The organism is Streptomyces sp. NPDC058691 (assembly GCF_042714775.1).
Classification (GTDB): Bacteria; Actinomycetota; Actinomycetes; order Streptomycetales; family Streptomycetaceae; genus Actinacidiphila.
On sequence record NZ_JBHXSO010000008.1, the window covers coordinates 138,882 to 161,843 of the forward strand.

The following is a 22,962-nucleotide window of genomic DNA, read 5'->3' on the forward strand; positions in this document are numbered from 1 at the left end:
CGACTCACGTCCGGTTTGCGAAGAATCGGCACGCTATTAGCGTGGCAGAGTCGGGACCCCGCCCCGACGAGGGAGAGGACCCCCATGGCCACCCTGGTCTCCGTGAACGTCGGACTGCCCAAGGACGTCGAGTGGCGCGGCCGGATCACGCACACCGGCGTCTGGAAACGGCCCGTCACGGGCCGGCGCACGGTCCGGCGGCTCAATCTGGACGGCGACGGACAGGGGGACCTCGCCGGGCACGGCGGTGAGCAGCGGGCGGTGCTGGTCTACCAGCTCGACTCCTACCGTCACTGGCGGGAGCAGTTGAAGCGGGACGACCTCTCCTACGGCCAGTTCGGCGAGAACTTCACCGTGGACGGACTGCCCGACGACGAGGTGTGCATCGGCGACCGCTACCGCATCGGCACCGCGGAGTTCGAGGTGACCCAGCCCCGGGTGACCTGCTACCGGGTGGGCCTGCGCATGGAGGAGCCGCGGATGGCGGCGCTCCTCGTCTCCCACGCCCGGCCCGGCTTCTACTTCCGCGTGCTGACCGAGGGCGAGGTGGCGGCGGGCGACGAGATCGTCAAGCTCGCCACGGGCCCGGAGGCGATGACGGTCGCGGAGATCGACGCGGTGCTCTATCTGCCGGGCCATGAACGGTCCCAGGTGGAACGCGCCCTGCGCATCCCGGCGCTGAGCCCCGGCTGGCAGGGCTCGATGCGGGCCCTGCTGGCGGAGGAGCGGGAACCGGGCACGACGGGGGGCAACGCGGGACTGACCGCGGGAAGCGTCAGCCCGCCGCCCGCGTGGCCGGGCTTCCGGTCGCTGCGGGTGGCGGCCATCGCCGCGGAGAGCAGCGGCATCTCCTCGGTGACGTTCGCCGCGACCGACGGCCGGCCGCTGCCGCCGGGGCTGCCCGGACAGTTCCTGACCGTACGGATGCGGCCCTGCCCGGACGCGCCGCCGGTGATCCGCAGCTACTCGCTGTCGGGCCGGCCGGGCGCGGCGGCGTACCGGGTCAGCGTGAAGCAGGAGCCGCACGGCGTGGCCAGCACCTATGTGCACGAACACCTGAAGGTGGACGACGTGCTCGAAGTGGCCGCGCCCCGCGGCGCCTTCACCCTGGCCCAGGGGGACGCCCCGGTCCTCCTGGTGTCCGCGGGCGTAGGAGCGACGCCGGTGCTGGCGATGCTGCACGCCCTGGCCGACGCGCACACCGCGCGGCCGGTGTGGTGGGTGCACGGCGCCCGGGACGGCCTCCACCACCCCTTCGCCGCCGAGTCGCGCGACCTGCTGGCCCGGCTGCCCGGCAGCCGGACGTTCGTCGCGTACAGCAGGCCGCGCGCGGAGGACCGCCCCGGGACCGACTACACCGCGGCGGGACGGCTCACGGCGGACGTCCTGCGCGCACTCGCCCCGCCGGCCGACGCGGAGGCCTACATCTGCGGGCCCGACGCCTTCATGACGGACATGAGCGAGGCCCTGAGCGCCTGCGGGCTCGCGCCGGGCAACATCCGCACGGAGGCCTTCGGGTCGCAGTCCGCGATCACTCCGGGCATCGCACAGGGCCCGGCGAAGGCCCCGCACCAGCCCGCGCACCCGCCCGGCCCGGCGGCCGGGCCCACGGTGTCCTTCGCCCGCAGCGGCCTGAACGTGCCCTGGGACCCCGGCTACGGGACGCTGCTGGAGCTCGCCGAGGCCTGCGACGTGCCCACGCGCTGGTCGTGCCGCACGGGTGTCTGCCACACCTGCGAGACCGCGCTGCTGTCGGGCCGCGTCGTCTACGAGCCGGACCCGGTCGACGCGCCCGCCGAGGGCAATGTCCTCATCTGCTGCGCTCAGCCGCCGCAGGACCTGGTCCTGGACCTGTGACGCGGCGCGCCCGCTCTCCGGGCGGGCGCTCACACCCCGGCGAGCAGGCGCGCCGCCCGGGGCACCGCGACCGCGGTCAGCGGCAGCGGCCCCAGGCGCTCGCCGTCCGCGTAGCCCGTGAGGTCCGCGGCGGCGAGCGTCACCTTCGCCGCGCGGTGCACGGTGACGACGGGGTGCGTGGTGTGGGTGCCCCGGAAGACGCGGGGGAAGACGCGCAGCAGGGTGCCACGGGAGCAGGGGCCCACCACGCAGATGTCGAAGACGCCGTCGTCCATCGCGGCGTCCGGGCAGATCCGCATGCCCCCGCCGTACGAGGATCCGTTGCCCACCGCTATGAGCGTCGCCTCGATCTCCCGCTCCGGCCCGTCGTCCAGGGTGACCCGGTACGGGATGGGGCGCAGCGTCGCCAGTTCGGCGAGCATCGCGACGTCGTAGCGCAGCCGCCCGGCCGGGTAACGCATGCGGTTGCCCCGGTCGTTGACGCGGGAGTCGAAGCCGGAGGCCAGGACGGTGCCGAACCAGCGCTCGCCCACCCGCCCGAGGTCGATCTCCCGGGTCCGCCCCTCCTTCAGCGCCCGGGCGATCAGCCGCCCGGCCGCCGCGGGGTCGCCCAGCGGTAGCCCGGCCGCGCGGGCGAAGTCGTTGCCGGTGCCCGCCGGGACCACGCCGATGGGGGTGCCGGTCCCGGCCACCGCGCGCAGCGCCAGGGACACCATGCCGTCGCCCCCGGCGGCGACCAGCGCGCCGGTGCCGCCCTCGACCGCCCTGCGGGCCTTGAGCAGGGCGTCGGCGGCGTCGGCGCCGGTCACCGTGCGGACCGTGTGGCCCGCGTCGCGCAACGCGCGGACGGCCGGCGACGCGGCGTGCGCGCCCCGGCCGCGGCCCGCGGTGGGATTGACGATGAGGGTGATCTCGCTGGTCACGCGCGGACCCTACCGCGCGTCACCGCCCCTGTCAGGTGGCGTCGTCGAAGCCGCGTCCGCCCGGCCGGACGTCGTCGTCCACGGGGGACGCCTGCTCGGGCACCGGAGCCCCGACGGGCTCGGGGGTGAGGTCGAGCGCGGACGCCTCGTCGTCGTCGAGGTCGGCGTCGGGGTTGGCGCGTCGCTTGCGCCTGTCGTTGAGGAGCGAGACGGCGACGGCCAGGAAGTACAGCACCCAGATCGGGCCCGCCAGCGCCATCATCGTCAGCGGGTCGGTACTGGGGGTGGCGACCGCCGCGAAGACGGTGATGCCGATGATCATCGCGCGCCACCAGCCCAGCATCCGCCGTCCGGTGACCACGCCGCCGAAGTTCAGCAGTACCAGCAGCAGCGGCATCTCGAAGGCGAGGCCGAACACGACGACCATGCGCGTGACGAGATCGAGCAGGTCGTCCAGGGGGAGCAGGTTGTCGATGCCCCCGGGGGTGAAGCCGATCAGCACCCGCGCGGTGGTCGGCAGCACCTTGTAGGCGAAGAAGCCGCCGCCGAGGAAGAGCGGGAAGCCCGCGGCGACGAAGGAGAGGGCGTACTTCTTCTCGTGCCGGTGCAGGCCCGGTGCCAGGAACGCCCAGAGCTGGTAGAGCCAGATCGGCGAGGCGAGCACCACACCGGCCATGAGCGAGACCTTCAGCGCCAGGGTGAACGGCGTCAGCAGACCGTTGATGGTGATCCGGGCACAGGTGCCCTCCGTCTGCTTGGCCAGCTCGCTGAACGAGCTGGCGCAGCCGACGGACTCCAGCACCGGCTTGGTGAAGAACTCGATGATCTCGTTGTAGAAGAAGGCGGCGACGACCGTGACGACGATGATCGCGAGCAACGCCTTGGAGAGCCTGTTGCGCAGTTCACGCAGGTGCTCCACGAGGGGCATGCGCCCCTCGGGGTCCCTCTCCTGCTGCTGGCGGGCGGACTTGAGCAACCCACGTCCTCAATTCGGGCGGTCGCCGCCGTCCCGGTCGGCTTCCGCGTGCCTGTGCCGTGCGGTCAGCTCTGGGTGTGCTGGGTCTGCTGCTGCGGGGTCTCGTTCACCGGGCGGGCGCTGGAGACATCGCCGGGCGCCGCCTGGATCGTACGAGGCGCGGCCTGCGGGGCGTCCGCCGGCTGCTCGGCCGGGGCGGCGTCGTCGTTCTTCATCGCCTTCGCCTCGCTCTTGAGGATGCGCATCGACTTGCCGAGGCCGCGCGCCATGTCAGGCAGTCGCTTGGCGCCGAAGAGCAGCAGAATGACGACCAGAATGAGAATGATCTCGGTGGGGCCGAGCCGTCCGAACATTTGCGTCTACCTTCTCACCGAGGCGGCATGGGTACCTGTCTGTGACCTGCGGGCGCGGTACGCCCGTCGATCACTCTGCCAGGGATCGTAACGTGCGGGAGTAAACGTGTGGCAATCACCCGGCATCCGTACAGTTGCGGCCCCCGCCGCGCTCGTGTGGGGCCGCGATCTGCAGCGTACTCCCCGGGGCCGCTGAGAACGAGAGCCCGTCAGGCGGTGGTGCTCGCGGTGGTACTCCTCGGTAATGGGCCGGAGTTCACGGCCGGGAGAACTCGCCGGCCTCCCTGGCCAGTGGATCCGCCGCCCGCTGCAACTCCTCGGCGGCGCGCGTCAGATCGGCGCTGCTGCGCCCCACCTGACGGGCGAGACCGAGCACCTCGGCGTACACGCGGATGCCGAGGACACCGAGGACGAGGATGCCGGCGGTCGCGAGGCCGACGTACAGGTAGAGCCACCACATGGCAGCCGAGCGTAGCGGTTCAGCCGAGGTGGAGGCGCATCGTGCGCACGCCGCCGTCGGTGAGCAGCTCCACTATGCGGTCGCCCGCGGGCTTGCGGACGGAGGTGCCGCAGTCGGGGCAGGTGAAGGAGTAGAAGGTCGTCCGGTGGCTGCCGCCGATGGCGAGCCGCAGGTCACCCGCGGTGAGTTCGAAGCTTCCCCGGCACTCGGTGCAGGAGGCCCGGAAGACCGCCCCGGGGGCCGGATCGCCGTCGCGGGCGGCATCGCCAGCGCCGGAGGTGCCGGATGCGTCCGCCCGGTCCGCCCGGTCCGCCGTGTCCGTCATGACCGCGCCCTCCGTCACTCACCGTAGGCCGCGAGGGCCTGGGTGGCGGCGTCCCGGGCGCTGGTGACCAGGTCGGCCGGGGAGACGATGCGGCCGTCCCGGCCCAGCCGCAGCGCCAGCCGGCGCAGCGAGCCGGGGTCGGGAGTGCGCAGGGTGATCCGCAGGCCCCCGTCGGGCAGTTCCTCGGCGCGGTCGTGGGGGTAGTACTCGGCGACCCAGCGGCCGCCGGGACCGACCTCGGCCACGACCTCCGGGTCGTCGCCCGCCGGCTGCACCAGTCCCTGGGACAGGTCCCGGGGCTCGATGCGCGGCGGGTCGCTCGCCTCGTCCAGCAGCCGGATCTCGGCGACCCGGTCGAGCCGGAAGGTGCGCCGGTCCTCCGACAGGCGGCACCAGCCCTCGAAGTAGGTGTGGCCCACGGCGAACAGCCGGATCGGGTCGACCTCGCGCTCGGTGAGCTCGTCCCGGGCCGGCGAGTAGTAGCGGATCCACAGCCGCCGCCGCTCGGCGATCGCCCGGTCGACGTCGGCGAAGACGCTGCCCTCGGACTCGAAGGTCACCGAGAGACGCGACGAAGCACCGGCGGCCTCTCCCGCCGCGCCCTCGATCTTGGCGGTGGCGCGCAGCAGCGCCTGCCGGTCGCTCTCCCGCAGCCCGGGCAGATTGGCGACGGCCCGGGCGGCCACCAGCAGCGCGGCGGCCTCGTCGGCGGCCAGCCGCAGCGGCTGGGCGACGTCGTCCACGTTGTGCCACCAGATGCGCTCGCCGTCGGTGTCGATGTCGAGCAGGTCACCGCCGCGGAAGCTGGTGCCGCACAGCGGCAGCACGTTGAGGTCGCCGATCAGCTCGGCCTCGGTGACCCCGAACGCGCGGGCCACGTCGCTCACCCGGGCGCCGGGGCGCTCGCGCAGATACGTGACCAGGGACAGCATCCGGCGCGTCTGGTCGATCGCGTTCGCCATCTCGTCCTTCTCCCCCGCTCAGCCCTTGGCGACGGCGCGCAGCCGGTCCACCACGTCGGCCCGCAGCTCGGCGGGCTCCAGCACGACCACGTCCGGGCCGAACTCCACCAGCCAGGCGTCCAGTCCGTGCCCGTACGGGATCTCCAGCTCGTCCCAGTCGGCGTCCACCGGCAGCGTCTCCACCGCCCGCGCCCGCAACGGGTAGCCGGAGTCGCGGCGCAGCCGGATCCGGGCGGTCGCGGTCGCGCCCTCGCCGGCCCAGCTGGCGACGGCGGCCCGCACGTCCACGTGGTCGGGCACCTCGGCGGTGAAGGTACCGCCGCGGGTGCGCACCCGGCCGGTGATCCGCGAGAGCCGGAACACCCGCACGGCACTTCGGTCGCGGTCCCAGCCGGCCAGGTACCAGTGGCCGCGCCAGCACTCCAGCGCCCAGGGCTCGACCTGGCGGGGCTCGGGGCGGACCGCGTTGGCCTTGCGGTAGTCGAAGGCGACCGGGCGGCGGTCGCGGGTGGCGAGCATCAGCGGCTCGAAGGCCGGCTCGGGCGCCGGGATGCGGGGCTCCAGCGCGCTGTGTCCGGAGACGGCCGGGTCGCGCGAGCCGGCGTCGGCATCGGCGGAGTCCGCGTCGGCGTCGTCGAACGGCACACCGGCGGCGCGCAGCTTCTGCAGTGCGCCGCTGGCCGCCTCGGCGAGCCGGGCCTGCTGCCACACCTTGGCGGCCAGGCTCAGCGCGGCGGCCTCCTCGGCGTCCAGGGCGATCTCCGGAAGGCGGTTGCGGTCGCGCCGGGCCAGGTAGCCGATCTCGCCGTCGACGCTCTCCACGGTCTCGATGACCATGCCGAGTTCACGCAGGTCGTCCTTGTCCCGCTCGAACATGCGGTTGAACGCCTCGTCGGAACCGATCTCGTGATAGGCCTCGATGGAGGCGCGCAACTCCCGCTTGCTGACCGGGCGCCGGGTGTTCATCAGGCACAGCGCCAGGTTCATCAGCCGCTCGGCCTTGGCAATGGCCACTCGACGCAACCTTCTTCCTCTTCAGCTCTCGATCGAGACCGTACCGCGACGGCGCCGCCCGGCAAAAGCGAAAGCGGCCTGCTCGCCGGGGGCCCTCGGCGGCGGGGCCGGACACGGCGGAGCCCCCGCCGCACCGGCACTGCCGGCGGCGGGGGCTCCACTGGGCGAGGGACGCCGTACGGTCCGTCAGACCGACAGCAGGTCCACGACGAAGATCAGCGTCTCGCCCGGCTTGATCGCCGGGGTCGGGCTCTGGTTGCCGTAGGCGAGGTGCGCCGGGATCGTCAGCTGGCGACGGCCGCCGACCTTCATGCCCTCCACGCCCTTGTCCCAGCCCTTGATGACGCGGCCGCCACCGAGGGGGAAGGTGAAGGGCGAGTTGCGGTTCCAGCTGGCGTCGAACTCCTCGCCGGTGCTGAAGGCGACGCCCACGTAGTGGACCGTGACGTTCTGTCCGGACTTGGCCTCGGCGCCGTCGCCCTCCCAGATGTCCTTGATCTCCAGGTCGGCCGGGGGCTCGCCGCCCGGGAAGTCGATCTCGGGCTTGTCGATGCTCACGTACGTGCTCCTCTTGGAATGGCGGACAACCTGCACAGTCTTACATCACGGTGAGGATGTCGACCGTGAAGACCAGCGTGGAGTTGGCGGGAATCCCGCTCTGCGCCTTGTTGCCGTAGCCCAGGGCGGGCGGGACCACGAGCAGCACACGGCTGCCGGCCTTCTTGCCCACCAAGCCCTGCTGCCAGCCCTTGATGACCTGCTGGAGCGAGAAGGAGGCGAGCTGGCCGCGGGAGTACGTGGAGTCGAACTCCTTGCCGCCCTCCCACAGGACGCCCTTGTACTGCACGAGCAGGTTGTCGGCGGCCTTCACCGCGGGGCCGGTGCCCTCGATGACGTAGTCGGACACGAGCTTGGTCGGCGCGGCGCCCTTGGGGACGTCGATCGTGGGCGCCTGGCCGTCGGTGTTGGTGCCGACCTTGGGCAGGGCGGCGTCGCCCTGCGGCACGGCCTTGCCCTGGGCGGAGCTCTTGGCGCCGAAGGTGTTCACCACGTCGACGACGAAGACCAGCGTGTCGGTGCCCTTGATACCGGCCTGGGCGTTGCCCTGCGTTCCGTAGCCGAGGACCGGCGGGATGGCCAGCTCGACGCGGTCGCCGACCTTCTTGCCCACCAGGGCCTTGTCCCAGCCGGGGATGACCTGCCCCACGCCGATCGGGAAGACGGCCGGCGCGCCGCGGTCGTAGGAGTTGTCGAAGACCTTGGCGGTGCTCCAGATCTGGCCGAGATAGTTCGCCTGGAGGTAGTCGCCCTTGGCGACCACGGCCCCGTCGCCCTGGATGAGGGTCTTGACCGCCAGGTCACCGCTCGGGTTGCCCGGCCCCTTGGCGACGGTCGGCTTCTCGCCGAACTTCGTGCCGGCGGTGATGCCCGGCAGCGGACCGTCGACGATCTTGACGTCGGCCGCGGGAACGGAACCGGAACCCGATGGGGAGGCGCCGGGCTTGACCTTGTCGGACTTGTCGTCACCGCAGCCCGCGAGCGTGAGCAGGCCGGCCGGCACGGCGAGGAGGAGAGAACGTCGGCGCACAGGGATCCCCATCAGGTCGATCTTGTGTATCTGGCGTGCGCGCCACTCTACGGCGTGCGCGGGGCCCCGTACGAACACCGACGGGGCCCCGCGTCTGCCTTCACGCTCTTGTGCTACATCCCGGCGATCAGCTTCTCCACCCGGTCGTCGACGGACCGGAAGGGGTCCTTGCACAGCACCGTGCGCTGCGCCTGGTCGTTGAGCTTCAGGTGCACCCAGTCGACCGTGAAGTCGCGCCGCTGCTCCTGGGCGCGGCGGATGAAGTCGCCGCGCAACCGGGCCCTGGTGGTCTGCGGGGGCACCGACTTGGCCTCGAAGATCTTGAGGTCGTTGCAGATCCGCTTGGCCTGCCCCCGCTTTTCCAGCAGGTAGTAGAGCCCGCGGCGACGGTGGATGTCGTGGTAGGCGAGGTCTATCTGCGCGATGCGCGGATGCGACATGGTGATGTTGTCGCGGGCCCGGTACCGCTCGATCAGCCGGTACTTCATCACCCAGTCGATCTCGGTGCCGATCCGGTCCAGATCACCGCTGCCGATCGACTCCAGGGCCCGGCCCCACAGTTCGAGGACCTGCTCGATGACCCCGTTGCGGATGCCGCGACGCTCGCAGAAGTCCACCGCCTTGGAGTAATACTCCTCCTGGATCTCCAGTGCGGAGGCCTCCCGGCCGGAGGCGAGGCGCACCTTGCGCTGTCCCGTTATGTCGTGGGAGACCTCGCGGATGGCCCGGATCGGGTTCTCCAGGGTGAGGTCCCGCATGACGGTGCCCGCCTCGATCATGCGCAGGACGAGGTCGGTCGCGCCGACCTTGAGCAGCATGGTCGTCTCGGACATGTTGGAGTCGCCGACGATGACGTGCAGGCGCCGGTAGCGCTCGGCGTCGGCGTGCGGCTCGTCCCGGGTGTTGATGATGGGCCGGGAGCGCGTGGTGGCGGAGCTGACGCCCTCCCAGATGTGCTCGGCGCGCTGGCTGACGCAGAAGACCGCGCCGCGCGGGGTCTGCAGCACCTTGCCGGCGCCGCAGATCAGCTGCCGGGTGACCAGGAAGGGGATGAGGATGTCCGCGAGGCGGGAGAACTCCCCGTGGCGGGCGACGAGATAGTTCTCGTGACAGCCGTAGGAGTTGCCGGCGGAGTCGGTGTTGTTCTTGAAGAGGTAGACATCACCCGCGATGCCCTCCTCGTGCAGGCGCCGTTCGGCGTCCACGAGGAGCCCTTCGAGGATGCGCTCGCCCGCCTTGTCGTGGGTGACCAGTTCTGTCACGTTGTCACACTCGGGAGTGGCGTACTCCGGGTGGGACCCCACGTCGAGGTAGAGGCGGGCGCCGTTGCGGAGGAAGACGTTGCTGCTGCGACCCCATGACACGACACGGCGGAAGAGGTACCGCGCCACCTCGTCCGGGGACAGACGCCGCTGTCCCCGGAACGTGCACGTGACGCCGTACTCGTTCTCCAGCCCGAAAATGCGGCGGTCCATGCTGAGACCTTACGCCTGATGCGTGGACCTCAAACCGTCTTGGGCCGCGGCGATTCGATCTTTTTCTGTCCCGCTTGCCGGGTTTGGCAGCGCCAACGGGCGGCCGCCGGCCAGCAGGACCGCCAGCGCGGCCAGTCCGGCGGCCCCCGCCACCGTGAACGCCGCCACCGCTCCGCCGTACTGGGCGGCGGGCCCGGAGGCGGCGGTGCCGACCGCCGCGCCGACTCCGAACGCGGTGACGATCCATGAGAACGCCTCGGTGACGGTGCCCGCCGGGGCGTGCCGGTCCACCACCACGAACGCACAGGCCAGCGACGGCGCAAGGAACAGTCCGGACAGGGCCGCGAGCGCCGCCATGAGGGCCACGCCGGGCACGAGGGCGAGCGGCAGGTAGCAGACCGCGAGGCCCGCCATCAGCACCCGCAGCCGGCGCTCGGGTATCCCCGGCCACCGCCGGGCGCCGTACACCACGCCGCCCACCAGCGCGCCGAATCCGGTGCCGGACAGCACGTAGCTGGAGACCATGCCGCCGCCGTGGTCGTCGGCGTAGGCGACGGCGGCCACCGCGATGGAACCGAGGGCCAGGCCGACGAAGAAGAAGGAGGCGACCAGGACCGCGATGCCGCGCGAGCGCAACGGCCCCAGCCAGTCCGGGACCCGCGGCTGCGAGCGCCACGCCCGCGAAGGCGGCGAGGCCACCACACTGACCGCCCCCGCCACGCCCACGGCCGCGATCCACAGCAGCGCGGCCGCCTCGGAGAATCCGGCCACCAGCAGGGTCACCAGCAGCGGCCCCACCGCGAACATGACCTCCTGCGCGGCGGCGTCCAGGGCGTAGGCCGCGTGGACGCGGTCGGGCCGCTCGAGCACCCCGGGCCACAGCGCCCGCAGACCGCCCTCCAGCGGCGGGGTGAAGAAGCCTGCGACGAACATGGCCGCGTAGGCCGGCGGCAGCGGGTGGATCCCGGCCAGGGCGAAGACCGTCATCCCGGCGGCCGAGGCCACCGCGGCGGGCAGCATGACGCGGGGCTGCCCCAGACGGTCCACGGCCCGGCCCAGCAGCGGCTGGCCGACCGCGTTGGCGATGCCGTAGACCGCCGACAGCGCGCCGGCGAGGGCGAAGTCGCCGCCCTGCGCCCGGGTGAGCAGCACGATCCCGAGCGCGGCCGTGGCGTTGGGAAGACGGCCGATCAGGGTGCCGGCCAGCAGCCGCATCGCGTGCGGCGCGCGCAGCAGGTCCGCGTAACCCGTCGCCATGGCCGTCCCTTCGCCTAGTTGTACGTATAACGTGCTGGGTCATACGTACCATGGCCGCAGTCCACCGGTCCAGCGGTGAACCGGGCAGAGCAGACGAGAGGAGCTCCCGAAGGTGACCGACACAGCGCGTCCGACCTCCCGGGACGTCGCGCGGGCCGCGGGGGTGTCGCAGGCCACGGTCTCCCTCGTGCTCGGCGGCAAGTGGCGCGGCCGTGTGTCCGAGCGCACCGCCGACACCGTCCGCGCGCAGGCCCGCGAACTCGGCTACCGGCCCAACATCGCCGCGCGCAACCTGCGCCTGGGCCGGACCAGGACCGCCCTCCTGGTGGTCCCCTCGATCACCAACGAGTACTTCGCCCGGATCTACACCGGCGCCGCCCGCGTGGCCGAGGAGAACGGCTTCGGCGTCGTGCTCTACCCGTCCCCCGAGGGCGTCGGGCCGGCCCGGGACCCCTTCGGCTCGGCCCAGGCCGCGCTGGACGGCATCATCGCCTCCTCCATGGCCGCCGACGCGCTCGCCGCCATCGGGGAGGGCGGGCTGCCCCTGGTGATGCTGGACGCCGACCCCGCCGAACCGGGCGCCGCCGCCACCGTCAACCTCGCCATCGCCGACGGGATGCGGCAGGTCGCCCGTCATGTGCTGGCCCTCGGCCACCGCCCGGAGCGGGTCGCCCACCTCGCCGCCGGCATCGACACCTGGACCTTCCGGGTGCGCGCCCAGGCGCTCGCCGAAGTCCTCGGCACCGCCCCCGCCACCGAGCACTCCGCCCTCGACCCCGAGGCCGCCCGGCAGGCCACCGAGCGCCTGCTCGCCCGCCCCGGCGCCCGGCCCACCATGGTGGTCTGCGACGACGACGTCCTCGCCGTCGGCGCCTGCAAGGCGTTGCGGCGCCTGGGGCTGCGGGTCCCCGACGACATCTCGGTGACCGGCTACGACGACTTCGCGCTCGCCACCGCGATCGAGCCGGAACTCACCACGGTCCGCCTGCCCGCCGAGGCGGTCGGCGCCGGCGGCATGACCGCCCTGCTGGACGCCCTGGCGGGCCGCCCGGCCACCGGCGCCGAACTCCCCGTCCACCTGGTCGTCCGCGGCTCCACCGCCCCTCCACGGGACGCGTGACGGCACGCACGCGCACGCCCCGGCCACCACTGGGGCGGCCGGGGCGTGCGCGGACTGCTTCAGACGCGGATACGCGGACTCACACGTCCTCGTCGAGCTCCGGAAGGTCGTCGTCATCGTCGTTCGCGGTGGCCGGCGCGGCCTTGTCCGCCGTGGCGGCCGTACCAGCGGGGCCCTCCTCCTCCAGCAGCCGCGACAGCTGCTGGCCGAGGATGCGCTTGAACTTGCGCTGCTGCGGCCGCGTACGGTCCAGCACCGCCACTTCCAGCTGCTCCGCCGTGAGCTGCCGGTCGCTGCCGTTGTTGTCCCGGCTCAGGGACTCCACCGCCAGCTTCAGCGCCTCCGCGAGGGTCATGCCGTCACGGTGCCGCTGGTCCAGATAGGTGCCGATCTGGTCGGAGTTGCCACCGACCGCCACCGCGCCGTGCTCGTCGACGATCGAGCCGTCGTGCGGCAGCCGGTAGATCTGGTCCTCGGAGGGGTCGGAACCCACCTCCGCGACGATCAGCTCCACCTCGTACGGCTTCTCGCCGACGCTGGAGAAGATGGTGCCCAGGGTCTGGGCGTAGACGTTCGCCAGGCCGCGGGCGGTCACATCGTCACGGTCGTAGGTGTAACCGCGCAGATCGGCGTAGCGCACCCCGCCGATCCGCAGGTTCTCGAACTCGTTGTACTTGCCCACCGCGGCGAAGGCGATGCGGTCGTAGATCTCGCTGACCTTGTGCAGTGCGCGGGACGGGTTCTCGGCGATGAAGACGATGCCGTCGGTGTACTGCAGAACGACGACGCTGCGCCCGCGCGCGATGCCCTTGCGGGCGAACTCGGCGCGGTCGGCCATGGCCTGCTGGGGTGAGACATAGAACGGCGTCGACACCGGCTATCCGTCCCTTTCTGTCGTTTGCGGGTGCATCTGAGGACGTCCGGGCTCAGAGCAACTCGGCGCGCGGGCCGTCGGGCTGCTCCATCCGCCGCTCATGGACGGCGCGGACGATCTCCTGGCTCTCGGACTCGGTGAGCTTGCGGAAGCCGTCCTCGGTGATGACCGTGACGATCGGGTAGATGCGGCGTGCCAGATCGGGACCACCGGTCGCCGAGTCGTCGTCCGCCGCGTCGTAGAGCGCCTGGACGACCAGGGTGGTGGCCTGCTCGCCCGTGAGGTCGGGCTTGTAGAGCTTCTTCAGCGCGCCGCGGGCGAAGACCGAGCCGGAACCGGTGGCGGCGAAGCCGTGCTCCTCGGAGCGGCCGCCCGTCACGTCGTACGAGAAGATCCGGCCCCTCCCGCGGTCGGTGTCGTAACCGGCGAAGAGCGGGACCACGGCCAGGCCCTGCAGCGCCATGCCGAGGTTGCCCCGGATCATGGTCGACAGGCGGTTCGCCTTGCCCTCCAGGGAGAGGACGTCGCCCTCGATCTTCTCGTAGTGCTCCAGCTCGAGCTGGAACAGCTTGACCATCTCCACGGCGAGCCCGGCCGTGCCCGCGATGCCGACCGCCGAGTACTCGTCGGCCGGGAACACCTTCTCGATGTCGCGCTGCGCGATGATGTTGCCCATCGTGGCGCGCCGGTCACCGGCCAGCACCACGCCGCCGGCGAAGGTCGCCGCCACGATCGTGGTGCCGTGCGGCAGCTCGATGGCGCCCTGCAAGGGCGGCAGCGGACGGTTGCCCGGGAGCAGCGCCGGCGAGTGCGCGCCCAGGAAATCGACGAACGACGACGAGCCGGGCGTCAGGAAGGCGGCCGGTAGACGCCCGGTGCTACGAGTGTTGGCTTCCACACGTTTCCTTCCACGTAGTCCACTGCGTGGCGCAGCAGTTCTGGGTGTGGCACTGCTCGCACCCTACCCGTGAGGTGATCGCGATCCACATGCCGCGGGGCAGGAGTTGGGAAACCGGGCACACACACGAACGCCCCCAGGGCGGCCGACGGGAGGGGCGCGGCGTACGCGCCCCTCCCGTGCCGCTCGACGGCGAGCCGGGTGTGTTACTGGCCGCCCTTTTGCACGAACGAACGCACGAAGTCCTCGGCGTTCTCCTCGAGCACGTCATCGATCTCGTCGAGCACGGAGTCCACGTCGTCCGACAGCTTCTCGTGGCGGTCCTTGAGGTCGGAGGTGCCCTGCGCGTCCTGCGCGGTCTCCTCGACCTCCTCGGTCGAACGTGTGGCCTTCTGCTGTCCGCCGCCGGTGTCCTTGGTAGCCATGTGTCCCTCACCCCGCTCGGTTCCATGTCCTACGAGATCAGACCCTACAAGGAGGGTCTGACTTCGGCCCCCGCTATCACCCAACGTCCGGGGGCCACCCCGATGATTCCCGGTTCGGGAGGATTTCAGCCCTGATCAGCCGCCGGACAGGATCCTCACCAGCTCCTCCGCCGTGCGGCAGCGGTCCAGCAGCTCCTTGACGTGGTTGCGCGTGCCGCGCAGCGGCTCCAGGGTGGGCACCCGCTGCAGGGAGTCACGGCCCGGCAGGTCGAAGATCACCGAGTCCCAGGAGGCCGCGGCGACGTCGTCCGCGTACTGTTCGAGGCAGCGTCCGCGGAAGTAGGCCCGGGTGTCCTCCGGGGGCTTGCCCACGGCCCGGTCGACCTCTTCGTCGGTGAGCAGCCGCTGGACGCGCCCACGGGCGGCCAGGCGGTTGTACAGCCCCTTCTCGGGGCGCACGTCGGCGTACTGCAGGTCGACCAGGTGCAGGCGCGCCGCGTCCCACTCGAGGCCGTCCCGGCGCCGGTAGCCCTCCAGCAGCTCCCGCTTGGCGACCCAGTCCAGCTCGCGGGACAGGCTCATCGGGTCGCTCTCGAGCCGGTTGAGCACGTCCTCCCACCGTCCGAGGACGTCCTTGGTCTGCTCGTCGGCGTCCGTGCCGAAGCGGTCCTCGACGTACTTGCGGGCGAGCTCGCAGTACTCCATCTGGAGCTGCACCGCGGTGAGGGTGCGGCCGCTGCGCAGCGTGACCAGCCGGTGCAGCGTGGGGTCGTGGCTGACCTGGTGCAGGGTGCGGACCGGCTGGTCGACGGCGAGGTCGACGTTGATGAAGCCGTCCTCGATCATCGACAGCACCAGGGCGGTGGTGCCGAGCTTGAGGTAGGTCGAGAGCTCCGCGAGGTTGGCGTCGCCGATGATCACATGGAGCCGGCGGTACTTCTCGGCGTCGGCGTGCGGCTCGTCGCGGGTGTTGATGATCGGACGCTTGAGGGTGGTCTCCAGCCCGACCTCGACCTCGAAGTAGTCGGCGCGCTGGCTGATCTGGAAGCCGTGGTCATGGCCGTCCTGGCCGATGCCGACCCGTCCGGCGCCGGTGACGACCTGGCGGGAGACGAAGAAGGGCGTCAGGTGGCGCACGATGTCCGAGAAGGGGGTCTCCCGCTTCATCAGGTAGTTCTCGTGCGTGCCGTAGGACGCGCCCTTGTTGTCGGTGTTGTTCTTGTACAGATGGATGGGCTGGGCGCCGGGGAGCTGGGCGGCCCGCTCGGCGGCCTCGGCCATGATGCGCTCGCCGGCCTTGTCCCACAGCACGGCGTCGCGGGGGTTGGTGACCTCCGGCGAGCTGTACTCCGGGTGGGCGTGGTCGACGTAGAGCCGGGCACCGTTGGTGAGGATCACATTGGCCAGGCCGATGTCCTCGTCGGTGAGCTGGCTGGAGTCCGCGGCCTCTCGGGCGAGGTCGAAGCCGCGGGCGTCCCGCAGTGGATTCTCCTCCTCGAAGTCCCAGCGGGCGCGGCGCGCCCGGTGCATCGCCGCCGCGTAGGCGTTGACGACCTGGGACGAGGTGAGCATGGCATTGGCGTTCGGGTGGCCCGGGACGGAGATCCCGTACTCCGTCTCGATGCCCATTACTCGCCGTACGGTCATGCGGCCCTCCTTGCCCGGCTCCGGGCCGTGCCGGCCCGGTCGCTCAAGTACCGCCCCGCACATGGCCCTCGGGCGGTACCGATGAGCCTAGAACGCGATGACGGTGGTGGGGAGATCATTACGCGCTTTCTTGGGTTATGCCGGGGTGAAACAGTCCGGCTGCGGGTGCCCCTGCGTGGGCACCCGCAGCCGGAGGGTGGTCGCGTTACAGGTACTGACCCGTATTGGCGACGGTGTCGATCGAGCGACCGGTGTCGGCGCCCTGCTTCCCGGTGACGAGCGTGCGGATGAAGACGATCCGCTCGCCCTTCTTTCCGGAGATGCGGGCCCAGTCGTCCGGGTTGGTGGTGTTCGGCAGGTCCTCGTTCTCCTTGAACTCGTCCACGCAGGCGGCGAGCAGGTGGGAGACGCGCAGACCCCGCTGGTTGTGGTCGAGGAAGGCCTTGATCGCCATCTTCTTGGCCCGGTCCACGATGTTCTGGATCATCGCGCCGGAGTTGAAGTCCTTGAAGTACAGGACCTCCTTGTCACCGTTGGCGTAGGTGACCTCCAGGAAGCGGTTCTCCTCGGACTCCGAGTACATCCGCTCGACGACCGACTGGATCATGGCGTCGACGGTGGCCTCGGCGGACTCGCCGTGCTCGGACAGGTCCTCCCCGTGCAGCGGCAGGGTCGCGACCAGGTACTTGGAGAAGATGTCCTTGGCCGCCTCGGCGTCCGGCCGCTCGATCTTGATCTTCACGTCCAGGCGGCCGGGCCGCAGGATCGCGGGGTCGATCATGTCCTCGCGGTTGGAGGCGCCGATGACGATGACGTTCTCCAGTCCCTCGACACCGTCGATCTCGGCGAGCAGCTGCGGGACGATGGTGTTCTCCACGTCCGAGCTGACGCCGGACCCACGGGTCCGGAACAGCGATTCCATCTCGTCGAAGAAGACGATGACGGGGGTGCCCTCGCTCGCCTTCTCCCTCGCACGCTGGAAGACCAGGCGGATCTGCCGCTCGGTCTCGCCGACGTACTTGTTCAGCAGCTCGGGACCCTTGATGTTCAGGAAGTAGCTCTTGCCCTGGGGCTGCCCGGTGACCTCGGCGACCTTCTTGGCAAGGGAGTTGGCGACCGCCTTGGCGATCAGCGTCTTTCCGCAGCCGGGGGGGCCGTAGAGGAGCACGCCCTTCGGCGGGCGGAGCTCGTACTCCTTGAACAGCTCGGCGTGCAGATAGGGCAGTTCGACTGCGTCGCGGATCTGCTCGATCTGGTTCCGCAGGCCGCCGATCTGGCGGTAGTCGATGTCGGGCACTTCTTCGAGGACGAGCTCTTCGACCTCGCTCTTGGGCACCCGCTCGTAGACGTATCCCGAGCGCGGTTCGAGCAGCAGCGCGTCGCCGGCGCGGAGGGCGCCGTCCAGCAGCGGCTCGGCGAGCCGCACCACCCGCTCCTCGTCCGTGTGCCCGATGACCAGGGCTCGCTCGCCGTCCTCAAGGATCTCCTTGAGGGTGACGATGTCTCCGATGCGCTCGAACTCCATGGCCTCGACCACGTTGAGCGCCTCGTTGAGCATGAGTTCCTGGCCGCGCCGGAGGTCGTCCAGCTCGACCGACGGACTGACGTTCACCCGCAGCTTGCGGCCGCCGGTGAAGATGTCCGCCGTTCCGTCGTCGTTCGCCTGCAGGAACACGCCGAATCCGGCGGGGGGCTGTGCCAGCCGGTCCACCTCTTCCTTGAGGGCCACGATCTGGTCGCGGGCCTCGCGGAGGGTGTTGGCCAGCCGCTCGTTCTGAGCGGAGACACCCGCAAGATTGGTCTGCAGCTCGACGATCCGCTCCTCGAGAATCCTCGTGTGCCGCGGAGAGTCGGCGAGCTTACGTCGCAGGACGGCGATCTCCTGCTCAAGAAAGGCGACCTGGCTCATGGGGTCTTCCGATCCACGAGCGGGTCGGCCGCCACGGTTGATGTCGTCGTCGTGGGCCGCCACGGTCCTCACCTCCTCCAAGGGGAGCTGGACGCTTCCAGACCCTACCTGGGCCAGTAGGGGTTGAAACCCCTAGATCACAAAGACGTCCCGAGTGTGTCCGATCTTCACCCTTGCGCACGTCCTCGTGCCAGGGAGATACCCAGCCATCACCATCCGAAAGCGGCCGGTTGTATCGTCGGTTCGGTCAACGCCCGTCAGGGGCGGTCCCTTCCCGAACGATGAACGGCAGGCGAGATACACGTGAGCGACGAAGTCGCCGAGGCGCTTGAGGTCTGGATCGATCAGGACCTGTGCACCGGAGACGGCATCTGTGTGCAGTACGCGCCTGAGGTCTTCGAGCTGGACATCGACGGGCTCGCCTACGTGAAGGGTGACGACGACGAGCTGCGTCAGGCCCCCGGGGCGTCCGTCCCGGTACCCCTGCCGTTGCTGACCGATGTGGTGGATTCGGCCAGGGAATGTCCTGGCGAATGTATTCATGTACGTCGGGTTTCGGACAGTGTAGAACTGTACGGACCCGCCGCGGAGTGATCTTTCACACGCTGTTCGCGAGCGGTCCCGGGATCTCGTAGTAGGTTCCGGACCGCCACTCCCAGCTGTAGTCCCGCATCTGGTCGGGGCAGCAACGCGGGATGTCGTCCGAGGAGTAGCCGAGGACGGTGGCGCGAACCTTTCGGTCCTCGATCCGCAGGCCCTTGAAGGACCGCTGCTCCTTGGGGTCGACCAGAGTGTCCACGATCCGCGGCGCGGCGCCCGGTGTGGCGCCCGCCGAGAGCACGTACAGACCGCTCGGCGGCGTTCCCGTCTCCGAGTGGCAGCGCGCGACCGCGACCGTCTCCGGGCGCCCGTCCCCGTCCAGGTCGCCGGAGGCCCGGTCGACCACGTCCACCGGCGCGCCCGCGCAGTTCATCGTGTAGTGGGCGGCCTTCGGGTCCGGCGGGGGCACGGCGGGGACGGCGGCCTTCACACCGGCGGCCGGCCGTCTCGCGGTGGAAGCCCCGGCGGGCTGCACCAGTGCGGCGCTGCCTATGACGGCGGCGATGACCGCGGCCGTGGTGATCCAGTGCACCGAACGGGCCCGGGTGTGCGGAAGGGCCGGCCCTGCGAGTGGCTGCACGCGCCTGTCTCCTGTGGAGTTGGTCGAGCGGGGTGGCCAGCATGCTGCCACAGCGCAGGGGCAGCCGGTACGACCGGGTCCCGTGTGTCGCAGATCTTTTATCGGTACGTCATATGACGTATGTGGCAGGAGACACGGAGGGGGACACAAAAACGCCGCCGCCGGAATCCCGGCGGCGGCGCTGACGACAGCGGGCGGTTACTCCGTCGTCTCGGCAGCCTCTGCTGCCTCATCGGTGTCACGGGGCCCACTGGGCTCAGTCGCCCCGGCGGCCTTGGCGGTCCTGCCCGAGGTCCGGCCGGCGCCCGGACCGGTGTAGTCCTCGCCGTACGCGCCGGGCGCGGGGCGCCTGCGCCGGAGCGGGGGCTCCACTCCGTCCGCCAGCCGACGGGCGGTCAGCAGGAACCCGGTGTGCCCGATCATCCGGTGGTCCGGACGCACCGCCAGTCCCTCGACGTGCCAGGTACGCACCATCGTCTCCCACGCCGACGGCTCGTTGAACGTGCCGTGCTCGCGGATCGCCTCGACGGTCCGGGCGAGCTGCGTGGTCGTCGCCACGTAGGCGCACAGGATCCCGCCGGGCACCAGGGCCTTGGAGACGGCCTCCAGGCACTCCCAGGGCGCGAGCATGTCCAGGATGACGCGGTCGACGTCGACGTCGCTCAGGTTGTCCTGGAGATCGCCGACGGTGAGCTGCCACGCGGGGTGCGGACCGCCGAAGTAGCGCTCCACGTTCTGCGTCGCGATCTCGGCGAAGTCGGCGCGGCGCTCGTACGAGTGCAGCATGCCCTCGTCACCGATCGCCCGCAGCAGGAACATGCTGAGCGAGCCCGAGCCCACGCCGGCCTCCACGACGCGCGCGCCGCTGAAGATGTCGGCCATGGACAGGATCTGCCCCGCGTCCTTGGGGTAGACCACGGCGGCGCCGCGGGGCATGGACAGGACATAGTCGGGGAGCAGGGGGCGCAGCGCGAGATAGGCGACGTTTCCCGTGGTTCGGACCACACTGCCCTCGGGGGCGCCGATCAGCTCGTCATGCGGGAACGACCCCTTGTGGGTGTGGAAGTTCTTCCCGGCTTCGAGCGTGAACGTGTAGTGGCGTCCCTTGGGATCGGTGAGCTGGACCTGGTCCCCGACCTTGAAGGGCCCGCGACGGCGGGCGGCACCGGTCGGTTCGGACATGGCCCCACCCTACCGGTCTTTTTTTAGGGCTCGGTTCGCCTCCGGGGCGCCCTCTGCACCTGTCGACGGTCGACCATGCTCGACTCCTCGTTCCTCGGAGCCTCCGCGTGCTCTCCCTTTCGACAGGCGCGCGCCCCTTCGGCTCACTCGCCAGGCAGCAGGTGCATGTGGGGCCGGCCCCGAACCGTCTGTGGCCGCCTTGGCGAGTGAGCCGAAGGGGCGCGGTGGCTGTCGAAAAGGAGAACACGCGGAGGTCGCGAGGGACGAGCGACCGAGCATGATCGACTGTCGACAGCCACTCAGAGCGCCCCGGAGGCGAACCGAGCCCCTAAACAGAGGGCCGGGCCATGGCGGCGAGGAAGGCTTTTTCGACGTCTGCTGTGGACAGCACGCCGTAGATCTCGCCGGAGTTCTCCACCACCAGGTACTCCGTGGCCGGTGTCGCCCGCAGTGTGTCCAGCAGGTCCTCTCCCGCGAGTTCAGCGGAAACCTTCATGCCCGGCTTGATGTCCTGCGCGAGGCCGGCGACGGCGACCCAGGGGCGCCGGTGCTCGGGCACGCCGACGATCGCGGCCTCGCGGACGACGGCGGTGGGGGTGCCGTGGCCGTCGACGACGACCAGGGCGCGGGCCCCGGCCTCGTTGGCGCGCCGGAGGGCTTCGGAGAGCGGGGTGTCGGAGGCGACGGGCAGGGCGCGCCGGGTGAGGGTGCGCGCCTGGAGCTCGGGGAGGTGCTCGCGCAGCCGGGCCATGCGCAGGGCGTTGCCGGCGCCGGTCCAGATGATCGCGGCCAGGATGGCGGCGAGCAGCGCGTCGGTGAGGGAGTCGAAGCCGGTGGCGTCGCCGGTGCCGTCGCTGAGGCCGCCCGCGTACGACAGCAGGGGCAGGCCGACCAGGACCGCGATGGCGAGGAAGCGCCCGATCCAGGCGGCGGCGACGGTGCCGGTCATGGGCTTGCCGGTGATCTTCCAGACCACCGCGCGCAGCATGCGTCCGCCGTCCAGCGGGAGCCCCGGCAGCAGGTTGAACGCCGCGACGAGGAGGTTGCTGATCATCAGCCCGGCGAGCAGCACGCCCGGCACGGTGCCCGGGTCCACGCCCTGCATGCCGAGGTAGAACACCCCGGCCAGGACGAGCGAGAGCAGCGGCCCGACGCCGGCGAGGACAAACTCCCGACCCGGGGTGTCGGACTCCTTCTCGATCTCGGAGACGCCGCCGAAGAACTGCAGCTGGATGCGGCGCACCGGCAGCCCGAAGCGGAGCGCCGCGACGGTGTGGGCGAGTTCGTGCACCAGGACGGAGGCGTAGAAGGCGACCGCGAAGAAGAGCGAGACGAGGTAGCGCAAGGCGCCGAGTTCGGGCAGGACGCGGTCGAGTTGACCGCCGAAGACCCAGGTGATCAGGGCCGCGACCAGGAACCAGCTGGGGGCGACGTACACGGGCACGCCGAAGATGCGACCCATGAGGATCCCGCCGCCGGGGCCGGCCGGGCGTTTGCCGGTGCCGTCGTCGGCTCCGGGAGTCTGCTCGCCGCCCTCGGGCGACTGCTGGCTCTCGCTCACTGGTTCCCCTCGTTTTGCTGTCGGTCCGACGTCGATGGTATTGCCCGGCTGCCCGGAGCCGACACCGGCTGTCGGTGCGACCCCATAGGGTCCTGCCATGGGCACCAGCATCGAACCCGTTCCCCCGACGCCGCGGAGGCCGCCGGCCGCTCCTTCGTCACTGTCGCCGTCGCGCGCCGCCGACTTCATGCGGTGTCCCCTGCTGTACCGGCTGCGCGTGATCGACAAGCTGCCGGAGAAGCCGAGCCCGGCCGCCGCGCGGGGCACGGTCGTGCACGCGGTGCTGGAGCGGCTCTTCGACTCGCCGGCCACCGAGCGGACGGCGGAGCGGGCGCGGGCGATGGTGCCGGGGCAGTGGCAGCGGTTGCTCGGGGAGCGTCCCGAACTGTCGGAGCTGTTCTCCGCCGAGGAGGGGCAGGAACTGGCGGAGTGGCTGGAGGGGGCGGCCGGGCTGGTGGAGCGGTGGTTCTCGCTGGAGGACCCGACACGGCTGGAGCCCGCCGAGCGCGAGCTGTACGTGGAGACCGAGCTCGAGTCGGGACTGACGCTGCGCGGCTACATCGACCGTCTCGACGTGGCCCCGGCCTCCGGCGACCTGCGCGTGGTGGACTACAAGACCGGCAAGGCCCCGCGCCCGGAGTACGCGGACGAGGCCCTGTTCCAGATGAAGTTCTACGCGCTGGTGCTGTGGCGGCTGCGCGGAATGGTGCCGCGCCGGCTGCAGCTGGTCTACCTCGGCAGCGGTGAGGTGCTGACGTACGACCCGTCGGAGGAGGACCTGCTGGCGGTGGGGCGCAAGCTGGAGGCGCTGTGGCAGGCGATCCGGCAGGCGACGGAGTCCGGCGACTGGCGGCCGCGTCCGAGCCGGCTGTGCGACTGGTGCGACCACCAGGCGATCTGCCCGTCGTTCGGCGGCACTCCCCCGCCGTACCCGCTGGCGGTGGTGGGGAAGAATGGGGATTCCTGAGCTGAGGAG

Annotated in this window: 23 protein-coding genes; 4 read left to right on the forward strand and 19 right to left on the reverse strand. The window is 71.1% G+C overall.

The annotated features are described in order from the left end of the window. The first annotated feature begins 84 nt into the window (after window positions 1-84). The gene (locus tag ACFWVC_RS08375; RefSeq protein ID WP_384280394.1) at window positions 85-1,857 is read left to right on the forward strand and encodes an MOSC domain-containing protein; all 1,773 of its coding nucleotides are present in this window, start codon (window positions 85-87) and stop codon (window positions 1,855-1,857) included. Window positions 1,858-1,886: 29 nt separating this feature from the next. Here the strand turns inward: ACFWVC_RS08375 and ACFWVC_RS08380 are convergent, their stop codons facing one another. The 11 genes from ACFWVC_RS08380 to ACFWVC_RS08430 form a co-directional block, all read right to left on the reverse strand. Then, window positions 1,887-2,780, reverse strand: coding sequence for a diacylglycerol kinase (locus ACFWVC_RS08380; RefSeq protein WP_384280396.1), 894 nt, complete (start codon window positions 2,778-2,780; stop codon window positions 1,887-1,889). Between the two features lie 31 nt (window positions 2,781-2,811). Beyond that, window positions 2,812-3,756 (reverse strand): twin-arginine translocase subunit TatC, encoded by a 945-nt coding sequence (gene tatC, locus ACFWVC_RS08385; protein ID WP_384280398.1) that lies wholly within the window; start codon window positions 3,754-3,756, stop codon window positions 2,812-2,814. Between the two features lie 65 nt (window positions 3,757-3,821). Beyond that, entirely contained in the window at window positions 3,822-4,109 is a 288-nt protein-coding gene (tatA, locus tag ACFWVC_RS08390) for a Sec-independent protein translocase subunit TatA (protein WP_384280399.1), read from the reverse strand. A gap of 256 nt (window positions 4,110-4,365) precedes the next feature. Then, complete coding sequence (locus tag ACFWVC_RS08395; RefSeq protein WP_384280400.1) at window positions 4,366-4,569, reverse strand: hypothetical protein; 204 nt, start codon at window positions 4,567-4,569, stop codon at window positions 4,366-4,368. A 19-nt stretch (window positions 4,570-4,588) separates the two neighbouring features. Continuing rightward, complete coding sequence (locus tag ACFWVC_RS08400; RefSeq protein WP_384280402.1) at window positions 4,589-4,894, reverse strand: hypothetical protein; 306 nt, start codon at window positions 4,892-4,894, stop codon at window positions 4,589-4,591. 14 nt (window positions 4,895-4,908) lie between these two features. Next, window positions 4,909-5,856, reverse strand: coding sequence for a WYL domain-containing protein (locus tag ACFWVC_RS08405; protein ID WP_319662007.1), 948 nt, complete (start codon window positions 5,854-5,856; stop codon window positions 4,909-4,911). Window positions 5,857-5,874: 18 nt separating this feature from the next. Further along, window positions 5,875-6,870, reverse strand: coding sequence for a helix-turn-helix transcriptional regulator (locus tag ACFWVC_RS08410; RefSeq protein ID WP_384280404.1), 996 nt, complete (start codon window positions 6,868-6,870; stop codon window positions 5,875-5,877). A gap of 186 nt (window positions 6,871-7,056) precedes the next feature. Continuing rightward, on the reverse strand, window positions 7,057-7,428 hold the full coding sequence (locus ACFWVC_RS08415; protein WP_384280405.1) for an FKBP-type peptidyl-prolyl cis-trans isomerase: 372 nt from the start codon (window positions 7,426-7,428) through the stop codon (window positions 7,057-7,059). Between the two features lie 40 nt (window positions 7,429-7,468). Then, complete coding sequence (locus ACFWVC_RS08420; RefSeq protein WP_384280407.1) at window positions 7,469-8,458, reverse strand: FKBP-type peptidyl-prolyl cis-trans isomerase; 990 nt, start codon at window positions 8,456-8,458, stop codon at window positions 7,469-7,471. Between the two features lie 113 nt (window positions 8,459-8,571). Beyond that, entirely contained in the window at window positions 8,572-9,933 is a 1,362-nt protein-coding gene (pafA, locus tag ACFWVC_RS08425) for a Pup--protein ligase (RefSeq protein ID WP_384280409.1), read from the reverse strand. A gap of 9 nt (window positions 9,934-9,942) precedes the next feature. Next, on the reverse strand, window positions 9,943-11,190 hold the full coding sequence (locus ACFWVC_RS08430; RefSeq protein WP_384280411.1) for an MFS transporter: 1,248 nt from the start codon (window positions 11,188-11,190) through the stop codon (window positions 9,943-9,945). A gap of 112 nt (window positions 11,191-11,302) precedes the next feature. Between ACFWVC_RS08430 and ACFWVC_RS08435 the strand changes: the two genes are divergently transcribed. Continuing rightward, entirely contained in the window at window positions 11,303-12,310 is a 1,008-nt protein-coding gene (locus ACFWVC_RS08435) for a LacI family DNA-binding transcriptional regulator (RefSeq protein WP_384280413.1), read from the forward strand. 79 nt (window positions 12,311-12,389) lie between these two features. Here ACFWVC_RS08435 and prcA read toward each other — a convergent pair whose 3' ends face one another. From prcA to arc, 5 genes are all read right to left on the reverse strand, one after another. After that, window positions 12,390-13,184 carry a proteasome subunit alpha gene (gene prcA / locus ACFWVC_RS08440; RefSeq protein ID WP_384280414.1) on the reverse strand — a complete coding sequence of 265 codons (795 nt, stop codon included), beginning with the start codon at window positions 13,182-13,184 and terminating at the stop codon, window positions 12,390-12,392. A gap of 52 nt (window positions 13,185-13,236) precedes the next feature. Continuing rightward, window positions 13,237-14,082, reverse strand: coding sequence for a proteasome subunit beta (gene prcB / locus ACFWVC_RS08445; protein WP_384280416.1), 846 nt, complete (start codon window positions 14,080-14,082; stop codon window positions 13,237-13,239). A 206-nt stretch (window positions 14,083-14,288) separates the two neighbouring features. Then, window positions 14,289-14,507 (reverse strand): ubiquitin-like protein Pup, encoded by a 219-nt coding sequence (locus tag ACFWVC_RS08450; RefSeq protein WP_384280417.1) that lies wholly within the window; start codon window positions 14,505-14,507, stop codon window positions 14,289-14,291. Window positions 14,508-14,642: 135 nt separating this feature from the next. Next, window positions 14,643-16,154: a depupylase/deamidase Dop gene (gene dop / locus ACFWVC_RS08455; RefSeq protein ID WP_384280418.1), complete on the reverse strand. Its 1,512-nt coding sequence runs from the start codon at window positions 16,152-16,154 to the stop codon at window positions 14,643-14,645. 205 nt (window positions 16,155-16,359) lie between these two features. Next, complete coding sequence (gene arc, locus ACFWVC_RS08460) at window positions 16,360-18,126, reverse strand: proteasome ATPase (protein WP_384280420.1); 1,767 nt, start codon at window positions 18,124-18,126, stop codon at window positions 16,360-16,362. Window positions 18,127-18,360: 234 nt separating this feature from the next. Here arc and ACFWVC_RS08465 point away from each other — a divergent pair, with 234 nt between their 5' ends. Further along, window positions 18,361-18,657, forward strand: coding sequence for a ferredoxin (locus ACFWVC_RS08465; RefSeq protein WP_384280465.1), 297 nt, complete (start codon window positions 18,361-18,363; stop codon window positions 18,655-18,657). A 4-nt stretch (window positions 18,658-18,661) separates the two neighbouring features. Here ACFWVC_RS08465 and ACFWVC_RS08470 read toward each other — a convergent pair whose 3' ends face one another. From ACFWVC_RS08470 to ACFWVC_RS08480, 3 genes are all read right to left on the reverse strand, one after another. Then, window positions 18,662-19,243, reverse strand: a complete 582-nt coding sequence (locus ACFWVC_RS08470; protein ID WP_384280421.1) for a hypothetical protein — start codon at window positions 19,241-19,243, stop codon at window positions 18,662-18,664. 198 nt (window positions 19,244-19,441) lie between these two features. After that, window positions 19,442-20,425: a tRNA (adenine-N1)-methyltransferase gene (locus tag ACFWVC_RS08475; RefSeq protein ID WP_384280423.1), complete on the reverse strand. Its 984-nt coding sequence runs from the start codon at window positions 20,423-20,425 to the stop codon at window positions 19,442-19,444. A 328-nt stretch (window positions 20,426-20,753) separates the two neighbouring features. Then, window positions 20,754-22,097, reverse strand: a complete 1,344-nt coding sequence (locus tag ACFWVC_RS08480) for a site-2 protease family protein (RefSeq protein ID WP_384280425.1) — start codon at window positions 22,095-22,097, stop codon at window positions 20,754-20,756. On the opposite strand from ACFWVC_RS08480, the gene ACFWVC_RS08485 reads away from it, so the two are divergent. Then, the gene (locus ACFWVC_RS08485; RefSeq protein WP_384280427.1) at window positions 22,084-22,953 is read left to right on the forward strand and encodes a RecB family exonuclease; all 870 of its coding nucleotides are present in this window, start codon (window positions 22,084-22,086) and stop codon (window positions 22,951-22,953) included. The genes ACFWVC_RS08480 and ACFWVC_RS08485 overlap by 14 nt on opposite strands. Window positions 22,954-22,962: the final 9 nt, after the last annotated feature.

What these genes read in the sequence shown, in the direction of transcription:
- ACFWVC_RS08375 (WP_384280394.1), top strand. Translation starts at nt 85, where the DNA reads ATGGCCACCCTGGTCTCCGTGAACGTCGGACTGCCCAAGGACGTCGAG.
- tatA (WP_384280399.1), bottom strand. Translation starts at nt 4,109, where the DNA reads ATGTTCGGACGGCTCGGCCCCACCGAGATCATTCTCATTCTGGTCGTC.
- ACFWVC_RS08395 (WP_384280400.1), bottom strand. Translation starts at nt 4,569, where the DNA reads ATGTGGTGGCTCTACCTGTACGTCGGCCTCGCGACCGCCGGCATCCTC.
- ACFWVC_RS08400 (WP_384280402.1), bottom strand. Translation starts at nt 4,894, where the DNA reads ATGACGGACACGGCGGACCGGGCGGACCGGGCGGACGCATCCGGCACC.
- ACFWVC_RS08405 (WP_319662007.1), bottom strand. Translation starts at nt 5,856, where the DNA reads ATGGCGAACGCGATCGACCAGACGCGCCGGATGCTGTCCCTGGTCACG.
- pafA (WP_384280409.1), bottom strand. Translation starts at nt 9,933, where the DNA reads ATGGACCGCCGCATTTTCGGGCTGGAGAACGAGTACGGCGTCACGTGC.
- ACFWVC_RS08430 (WP_384280411.1), bottom strand. Translation starts at nt 11,190, where the DNA reads ATGGCGACGGGTTACGCGGACCTGCTGCGCGCGCCGCACGCGATGCGG.
- ACFWVC_RS08450 (WP_384280417.1), bottom strand. Translation starts at nt 14,507, where the DNA reads ATGGCTACCAAGGACACCGGCGGCGGACAGCAGAAGGCCACACGTTCG.
- dop (WP_384280418.1), bottom strand. Translation starts at nt 16,154, where the DNA reads ATGACCGTACGGCGAGTAATGGGCATCGAGACGGAGTACGGGATCTCC.
- ACFWVC_RS08475 (WP_384280423.1), bottom strand. Translation starts at nt 20,425, where the DNA reads ATGTCCGAACCGACCGGTGCCGCCCGCCGTCGCGGGCCCTTCAAGGTC.
- ACFWVC_RS08485 (WP_384280427.1), top strand. Translation starts at nt 22,084, where the DNA reads ATGGGCACCAGCATCGAACCCGTTCCCCCGACGCCGCGGAGGCCGCCG.
- ACFWVC_RS08480 (WP_384280425.1), bottom strand. Translation starts at nt 22,097, where the DNA reads ATGCTGGTGCCCATGGCAGGACCCTATGGGGTCGCACCGACAGCCGGT.